The sequence below is a fragment of the Luteimonas notoginsengisoli genome (genome assembly GCF_042648885.1).
GTDB classification, from domain to species: domain Bacteria; phylum Pseudomonadota; class Gammaproteobacteria; order Xanthomonadales; family Xanthomonadaceae; genus Luteimonas; species Luteimonas notoginsengisoli.
Genome location: NZ_JBHRYF010000009.1, coordinates 337,885 through 345,357, shown reverse-complemented (window position 1 = coordinate 345,357; position 7,473 = coordinate 337,885). Strand labels below are relative to the sequence as shown.

Genomic DNA, 7,473 nt, shown 5'->3' with positions numbered 1-7,473 from the left:
TACGGCGGGCCGGCCACCGCCGGCAATGGCCGCTTCCGCGTCCACGACCTGCTCTTCCACCATGGCGATCGCGAGGTCGCAATATTTGTCGGCCGGCTTGAGGCGGTACATCAGGGCGGCGTCCATGGCGGAGAACGCGTAGCCCGGTTCGCCGGAAACAGCCCGATCGACCCAATCGCGGAACCGTGCGTACGCGGCCGACCTGCGATCCACGAACGCGAGATCCGGTTCGAGGCTGCCAGGTGCAAGAGAAGGGGCGGTCGGCGTCGCAACCGGCTCCACGGCTGCCCGCGAGGTGGGAGCGGGTGCTACGAGCGTTTGCGCCCTGGTTCCATCAGTCGGTGCTGCATCTCCGGTCCAATGACCGATCGCGGCGGCCACGAACGCGAAGCCGAGCAGCGCGATTCCCGGCCACGCCCGTCGCCTGACCGGAGGTCGGGGTTGGCGGGCGGGCTGCATGGTCCGGGCCTCAGCGGTTGCTGTAGATGATGCTGAGGTAGACGGTGTTCTGGGCGACGTTCTGTAGCGCCAGCGACGAAGTCCGCTCGTAGCGGACCCATTCCAGGCGCGCACTCCAGTGTCGCGAGAACTCCCGCTGCGCATAGGCGCTGGCGCGCATCACCTTGTCCTCGCGGTCGAGGACGCGGTAATCGTGGACGTCGTAGTTGCCCAGCAGGCCGATGGTCGTGCGCGGCTGCAGCAGCCAGCTGAGGTCGAACCGGCCGCCGTCGACGTCCTCGTCGTACATGTCCGCGTCGATGTACCGCCGTGTTTCGACATACGGGCCGAGCTGGAACTGCAGCCGGGGCCCGGTGTAGATGTAGTCCAGGGCGAGACGCCGCGTGCGGAACGCCGAGGCGTTGATCACCGTGTCGCCGACGGGCACGAATTCCGGGACCGTGGCGTTGGGCGGGATGCCGGTCAGGGCATCGGTCGCGGTGTCGGAGAACTGGTTGATCGCGACCAGTTCGAACTCGCTGCGCTGGGTCGGGCGCCAGCCGAGGTTGAGGCGGAGCAGCGGATCCTGGCGGGTGCTGGTGCGGTAGTGGATCCACGAGTAGCCGGCGTCGACGCCGAGGTCGAACCTCGTCAAGGTCCTGGCGTAACGCGCATAGAGGTTGATCCGACGGTAATCGGGTGAAGCTTCCTCATCGAAATCGACGTCCTGGAACTGGGAGTTGAGCGACACCCTCGAGGTCGGGTCGAGCTGCTTGACGCCGCGCAGCGAAAGCTCGTAGCGGCGCGAATTGAACTCCTCGGTCACCTCGGCCCGGCTGTCGATATAGCGCAGATCGGCCTGGCCGCTGACCGTCTGCGACCACTGGAACAGCATCGTCGGACCCACGGACAGCACGTTGACCTGCTGACGGTTGCCCGGGGCATTGGGGACCAGCGCGTCCACTGGCTGGACGGTCAGGCTGTCCTCGGCGGTGAAGTGGAGGCGGCTGGGAATTGCGACCCAGTTCAGGCGTCCGGTCATGGTGCCGTCGAGCGTGTCCGAGAACACGTCGTCGCGATAGTTGCGATACTCCGCGCGGCCGTCGAGGCTGAGCTGGAACATCGACGAGTCCTGGCGCACACCGAAGCCGAAGCCCGCGCGCAGGAAGCGCTGTTCGATCGGGTCGACAGGACTCAGGGTGACGTTGTCGTCCTGTTGGATGCCGGCGTCGACGGTGTAGTCGATCTGCACCGCGCCCGCGGTGGAAGACACCGCTGCGAGCAGGCCCGCCGCCACTCCAGTAAACCTTTGCCTTGCCTGATCCGCGCGCCTGGTCGCCATGCTTCGCCTTCCTATGGGGTGTTGTTGAACACCACGCCGACCAGCTTTTCCGGCTCGAAGTTCGCCGCCGCCTGGTTGATCTGCTCGGTGGTCACGCGGCCGTATCCAGCGACCAGCACGACATGGTCGGCCAATGCCGACAGGATCCGTGCGTCCGGCGAACCCTGCACCGGCGGGCCGTCGATGATGAGCTGCGCGTCGTCGAAGCGGCTGCGCAGCGAATCGATCATCGTGCGCATCCGGAACGAGGTGAAGCGCTCGCCCGTGGTCTCGCGGACCCGGCCACTGGGCACGAGCCTCAGCCGCGGGATGCCGGTGGCGTAGACGATCCGCGAAATGTCCATCGCCGGATCGTCGATGTAGTCCATCAGGCCGCCGCCGGTGGCCTCGACATCCAGAGCGGCGTGCTGGGCGGGGTGGCGCGAGTCGCAGTCGACCAGCAGCGCCGAGCGCGTTTCATCGAACGCGAAGGCGACCGAGAGGTTGCGGGCCACGAAACTGCCGCCGCATCCATGCGCGACCGGCGCCACGAGGATCACGGAGTTGCGGTTGTCGCCGGCTGCCAGGAGCTTGGTGCGCAGTTCGCGGAACGCGTCCGCATGCTGCCGCACGGAATCATTGCGGTGGATCAACCTGCGTTCTTCGAGTCCGCGCGCGCTCAGCGCCGTCGAATCGACGGCACGGGCGATGGACCGGCGGGAATGATCGGTGGCGGCAGTCGCTTCGGATCCGTCGAGCGTCGTCGAAACCGCTGCGCCGAGGTGGTCGTCTCGATTCATGTCATGCATCTCAGGCGTGCAGCTGTTTGTAGCCGTAAATGGCGGCATACGCGGCCACGACGATCGTCACGATGGCGGCGCTGGTCATGACGCGCATGAGCCGGACGCGGCGATCATGCCGGGTGTTGTAGACCGGCACCACGGTCAGCAGCGGGATGTCGATCTGCCTTTCCAGGGTGCGCGGCGAGCGGATGCGCGGATCGAACCTGGCGAGCAGGAACAGCAGGCCGAGCGGCACCGCGATTGCGAGCAGCAGGCCGGCCAGGGCGATGTGCATGAAGCGCAGGCCGGTCGGGCGCAGCGGCATGACCGCGGGATCCTGCACGCGGAGGGTCAGGCCGCGCTTTTCACGGTCCAGCTCCATCGAGACGCGCGCGTTCTCGCGCCGGCGCAGCAGGTCCTGGTACAGGTCGCGGTTGACTTCATAGTCACGCGTCAGCTCGGCGAGCACGCTCTCCGATGCGGCCACGCGGCGGCTGCGATCGAGTTCGCCGTCGAGCATGGACTGCGAAATGCCCATGCGCGACTGGGTCGCCGCCACGTCGCGCTGCGCCTGCGCAAGCTGGCTGCGCAATTCCTGGTAGTGGGGGTTGAGCTGGGTGTCCTCGAACGCGCCGGCCGCCTGCGGAATATTGGTCCTGAGCTGCTTCTCGTTCTCCATCGATCGACGGATATCGGCCATCTGGTGGCGGATGCGCACCACGTCGGGATACTGGTCGGTGTAGGTCAGCAGCAGGGTGTCGAGCTGTGTCTGCAGCTCCATCAGCTGCGAACGGTACAGTGTGTCGCGGGTCTGCACCGCGGTGACCGCGGACTCGCCGGCGAGCTGCGAGGACAGCGATTGCTGCCGCGACTGCTGTTCGAGCAGCGTCATGCGGGTCTGCTCGACCTGCGTGCGCAGCGAACTGATGCGGGTGTTGACGTCGGTCGCGGTGCCGGGCTGCGCATCGGCGTTCTGGCCGCGGTAGGCCTGCAGGTTGCTCTCCGCGTCGGTCAGCTTCTTGTGGTAATCCTCGACCTGCTTGTTGATGAACTCGTAGGCGTCCCGGCTTTCACGTTCCTTCGTCGCCAGCGACTCCTTGATGAACAGCTCGGCCAGGCGGTCGGTCACCTCGAAGGTGCGGCGCGCATCGGAGTCGCGATAGGAAATCTCGACCAGGTTGACCCGGGGGGCGGTGATGCGGATCCGGCTCTGGATTTCCTCCATGAGGCGGTCGCGTTGCAGCGGGGTCGGGTTCTCGTCGAGCCAGCCCCCGGTCTTGAGGATGTCTTCCATGACGCGCCGGCTGTAGATCACCTGGCGGGCGATGCCGGCGCGGTCGATCACCCCGGTCGCCACCGCGCGGCCTTCGAGCAGCGGCTGGATGATGTCGCTTTCCTGGGCGAGGATCGTCGTCGACGCGCTGTAGCTCTGCGGCACGAGCAGCCCGATCAGCAGCGTGAGCAGGGCGATGCCGGCGAAGATCGCCACCATCGGCACGATGCGGCGGCGGCCCTCGCTCACCAGGACCGGAATCAGCTCGTTGGGCGGCAAGGTGTTGGCGGCCGCGGCGGCCAGCGCGGGTCGCCGCTGCGGAAGTGCGATCTGTCCCATCAAAGCACGCGTTCCGGGATGGTGATGACGTCGCCCGGCGACACCGGGTAGTTGGTGGACAGGTCACCCTTGCCGAGGATGCGGTCGAGCCGCACGGAGTAGGCCGACGCCGAGTCCTCGAGCTTGCGGTGCAGTTCCGAGCGGTCCGGGGCTGCGAACTCGGTGACCCCGCCTGCTGCGAGCACGGCGTCGAGCACCGTCATGCCCGGCCGGTAGGGGATCGAGACCGGCTGGCGCACCGCGCCGGTGACCCGCACACGGGAGAGGTATTCATGGCTGCGCAGGTCGGTGAGGATCACCGCCACCTGCGGATCGCGGACGTAGGCGGCCAGCTTTTCCTGGATGTCCTGCGCCACCTCGGCGGGTGGCTTGCCGGCGGCGGCGACGTCGCCCACCAGGGGCACCGAGATCATGCCGTCCGGTCGGACCGGCACGGTGATGCCCAGGTCGGGGTTGCGCCAGACCGTCACCTGGACGATGTCGTCGACGCCGATCATGTAGGAATCGACCGCCTTGATGGCGGCGGCGGGTGGCGGGCCCGATGTCGTCTTCCCCGCGCCGGCGCATGCGCCCAGCAGCAGCGACAGACAAGAGACAAGCATCGTTCCGTGTAGATGGCGCATCGGTCTTACTCCCTGGAGCCTGTCTGTAGGAACGCGAATCGCGATCCGGTGCGGCCACCATCGGGCAGAGCGCGATGCGCGGGACTCCAGGGTTGCCCTCAGGCCGGGTAGAACTCCCGATACCAATCCACGAACCGCGCTACCCCGGTTTCGATCGGAGTCGACGGCGAATAGCCGGTGTCGCGCTGCAGGGCGACCACGTCGGCATAGGTGTCGGGCACGTCGCCAGGCTGCAGCGGGAGCAGCCGCTTCTCGGCCTTGCGCCCGAGGCAATGCTCCAGCACTTCGATGTAGCGCAGCAGTTCCACCGGCTGGTTGTTGCCGATGTTGTACACGCGGTACGGGGCGCTCGACGTGGCTGGCGATGGCGCCAGCGGGTCGTAGTCGGCATCGGGCCCGGGCACGTGGTCCAGCGTGCGGATCACGCCCTCGACGATGTCGTCTACATAGGTGAAGTCGCGCGTGTGGCGGCCATGGTTGAACACGTCGATCGGTTCGCCGGCAAGGATCTTGCGGGTGAACAGGAACAGCGCCATGTCGGGCCGTCCCCAGGGGCCGTACACGGTGAAGAAGCGCAGCCCGGTGGTCGGCAACCCGAACAGGTGGCTGTAGGTATGCGCCATCAGTTCATTGGCCTTCTTGGTGGCCGCATACATGCTGACGGGGTGGTCGACGCTGTCCTCCACCGCGAACGGCAGCTTGCGGTTGTTGCCGTAGACCGAACTCGACGAGGCATAGACGAGGTGGCCGACGTCGTTGTGGCGGCAGGCCTCGAGGATGTTCATGAAGCCGACGATGTTGCTCTCGACGTAGGCGTGCGGGTTCTCTAGCGAATAGCGCACGCCGGCCTGCGCGGCGAGGTTGACCACGCGCTGCGGTTTGAAGTCGGCGAAGGCGGCGTCGAGCGTCGCGCGGTCCTCCAGCGATGCGCGCAGGAACGAAAAGCCGGGCAGGGGCGTCAGCCGCGCCAGCCGGGCTTCCTTGAGCCGCGGGTCGTAATAATCGTTGAGGTTGTCGTAGCCGAGCACCTCATCGCCGCGCGCGAGCAGGCGCTCGCTGAGCCTGGAACCGATGAATCCGGCCGCGCCGGTGACGAGGATGCGCATGGTGGTGTCTGGTATCCGAGAGTGCAGAAGAATAGACGGTAACAGGCGGTGGCATGGAGGCGGGGCGGCGCTGCGCGCCGCTTGCGTTCGCGGGTTTCAGACTTCGCGACATTGCCTGGCCAGCGTTTTTGCGGGCCAGCGTCGGCACCAGCGCGCACGTCAACCGCGCGCTCGAAACGTGCGCCCCAGGCTGATCCCACAGAATGCCTGAGGCGCCGGCCGCCGTACCCTGATCGCGGAACGGGTTCAGAGGCAGCCGTCGACGCTCGCCCGCGGCAGCGCGCGCTTGACGTCGAACAGCACCGCGCCTGGTTTGGCGAACGCGCGCACGCCCTCGGCGCCGAGCGCGACGAACCGGTCGTGCGCCACCGCCAGGACCACGGCGTCGTAGCTGCCCGGCGCGGGTTCTTCGATCAGCGACAGTCCGTATTCGGCTTCGGCATGCGCGGACGCGACCCACGGATCGTGCACGTCGACCTCGGCGTTGTAGCTCTTGAGTTCGCGGATGATGTCCACCACGCGCGTGTTGCGCAGGTCCGGGCAGTTCTCCTTGAACGCCAGTCCCAGCACCAGCACCCTGGCGCCCGCGGTCTGGAAGCCGCGCTGCTGCATCAGCTTCACCACGCGTTCGGAGACGTGGCTGCCCATCGAGTCGTTGATCCGGCGCCCGGCGAGGATCACGTCGGGGTGGTAGCCGATCTGCTGCGCCTTGTGGGTCAGGTAGTAGGGATCGACGCCGATGCAATGGCCGCCGACCAGCCCGGGACGGAACGGCAGGAAGTTCCACTTGGTACCGGCTGCCTCGAGCACTTCGTGGGTGTCGATGCCGAGCCGGTGGAAGATCAGCGACAGTTCGTTGATCAGGGCGATGTTCACGTCGCGCTGGGTGTTCTCGATGACCTTCGCGGCTTCGGCGACGCGGATGCTCGACGTCCTGTGGGTGCCGGCGGTGATGATGCTGGCGTACAGCGCGTCCACGAATTCGGCCGCTTCCGGCGTCGAGCCGGAGGTGACCTTGAGGATGGTTTCGAGCCGGTGCTCGCGATCGCCCGGGTTGATGCGCTCGGGGCTGTAGCCGGCGAAGAAGTCCTCGTTGAACTTCAACCCCGACTCGGCCTCGATGATCGGCACGCACACTTCCTCGGTGGCGCCGGGATAGACGGTCGATTCGTAGATCGCCACGCCACCGCGACCGATCGCGCGGCCCACGGTGCGGCTGGCCGATTCGAGCGGGCGCAGGTCGGGACGCTTGTAGTCGTCGATCGGCGTCGGCACGGTGATGATGAAGACGTTGCAGCCGGCCAGCGCCTGCGGGTCGCTGCTGAACTCGAGCTTGTCGGCGGCCCGCAATTCGTCGCCGGACATTTCCAGCGTGTGGTCGTGGTGCTGGCGCAACTCGGCGATGCGGGCGGCATCGATGTCGAAGCCCAGGGTGCGATAGCGGCGGCCGAAGGTGGCTGCCAGCGGCAGGCCCACGTAGCCCAACCCGATCACGGCGATACGGATGTCATCTGGAGAAGGAAGCGCCGCGGTCATGTGAGTGAAATCATCGAAGGGCCCTGTGGGTCGATCGGCGCAGTCTATCGGACCG

Annotated in this window: 7 protein-coding genes; all 7 read right to left on the bottom strand. The window is 67.0% G+C overall.

The window, feature by feature from the left end; all coding sequences use genetic code 11:
- The coding region (locus ACFOM9_RS13700; RefSeq protein WP_386711915.1) for a hypothetical protein at nucleotides 1-459 on the bottom strand (459 nt) is incomplete at its 3' end.
- 10 nt (nucleotides 460-469) lie between these two features.
- Entirely contained in the window at nucleotides 470-1,735 is a 1,266-nt protein-coding gene (locus tag ACFOM9_RS13695) for a hypothetical protein (protein ID WP_386711913.1), read from the bottom strand.
- Nucleotides 1,736-1,791: 56 nt separating this feature from the next.
- Nucleotides 1,792-2,559, bottom strand: coding sequence for a CpsD/CapB family tyrosine-protein kinase (locus ACFOM9_RS13690; protein ID WP_386711910.1), 768 nt, complete (start codon nucleotides 2,557-2,559; stop codon nucleotides 1,792-1,794).
- Between the two features lie 10 nt (nucleotides 2,560-2,569).
- The gene (locus ACFOM9_RS13685) at nucleotides 2,570-4,153 is read right to left on the bottom strand and encodes an XrtA system polysaccharide chain length determinant (RefSeq protein WP_386711906.1); all 1,584 of its coding nucleotides are present in this window, start codon (nucleotides 4,151-4,153) and stop codon (nucleotides 2,570-2,572) included.
- The gene (locus ACFOM9_RS13680) at nucleotides 4,153-4,755 is read right to left on the bottom strand and encodes an XrtA/PEP-CTERM system exopolysaccharide export protein (RefSeq protein ID WP_386711903.1); all 603 of its coding nucleotides are present in this window, start codon (nucleotides 4,753-4,755) and stop codon (nucleotides 4,153-4,155) included. The genes ACFOM9_RS13685 and ACFOM9_RS13680 overlap by 1 nt, the downstream gene beginning before the upstream one ends.
- Nucleotides 4,756-4,874: 119 nt before the next feature.
- Nucleotides 4,875-5,882 carry an NAD-dependent epimerase gene (locus tag ACFOM9_RS13675; protein ID WP_386711900.1) on the bottom strand — a complete coding sequence of 336 codons (1,008 nt, stop codon included), beginning with the start codon at nucleotides 5,880-5,882 and terminating at the stop codon, nucleotides 4,875-4,877.
- Nucleotides 5,883-6,128: 246 nt separating this feature from the next.
- On the bottom strand, nucleotides 6,129-7,418 hold the full coding sequence (locus ACFOM9_RS13670) for a nucleotide sugar dehydrogenase (protein WP_386711897.1): 1,290 nt from the start codon (nucleotides 7,416-7,418) through the stop codon (nucleotides 6,129-6,131).
- Nucleotides 7,419-7,473: the final 55 nt, after the last annotated feature.

Excerpts from the sequence above, each read along its gene's own strand:
- ACFOM9_RS13690 (WP_386711910.1), bottom strand. The coding sequence starts at position 2,559 with ATGAATCGAGACGACCACCTCGGCGCAGCGGTTTCGACGACGCTCGAC.
- ACFOM9_RS13685 (WP_386711906.1), bottom strand. The coding sequence starts at position 4,153 with ATGGGACAGATCGCACTTCCGCAGCGGCGACCCGCGCTGGCCGCCGCG.
- ACFOM9_RS13680 (WP_386711903.1), bottom strand. The coding sequence starts at position 4,755 with ATGCTTGTCTCTTGTCTGTCGCTGCTGCTGGGCGCATGCGCCGGCGCG.
- ACFOM9_RS13675 (WP_386711900.1), bottom strand. The coding sequence starts at position 5,882 with ATGCGCATCCTCGTCACCGGCGCGGCCGGATTCATCGGTTCCAGGCTC.
- ACFOM9_RS13670 (WP_386711897.1), bottom strand. The coding sequence starts at position 7,418 with ATGACCGCGGCGCTTCCTTCTCCAGATGACATCCGTATCGCCGTGATC.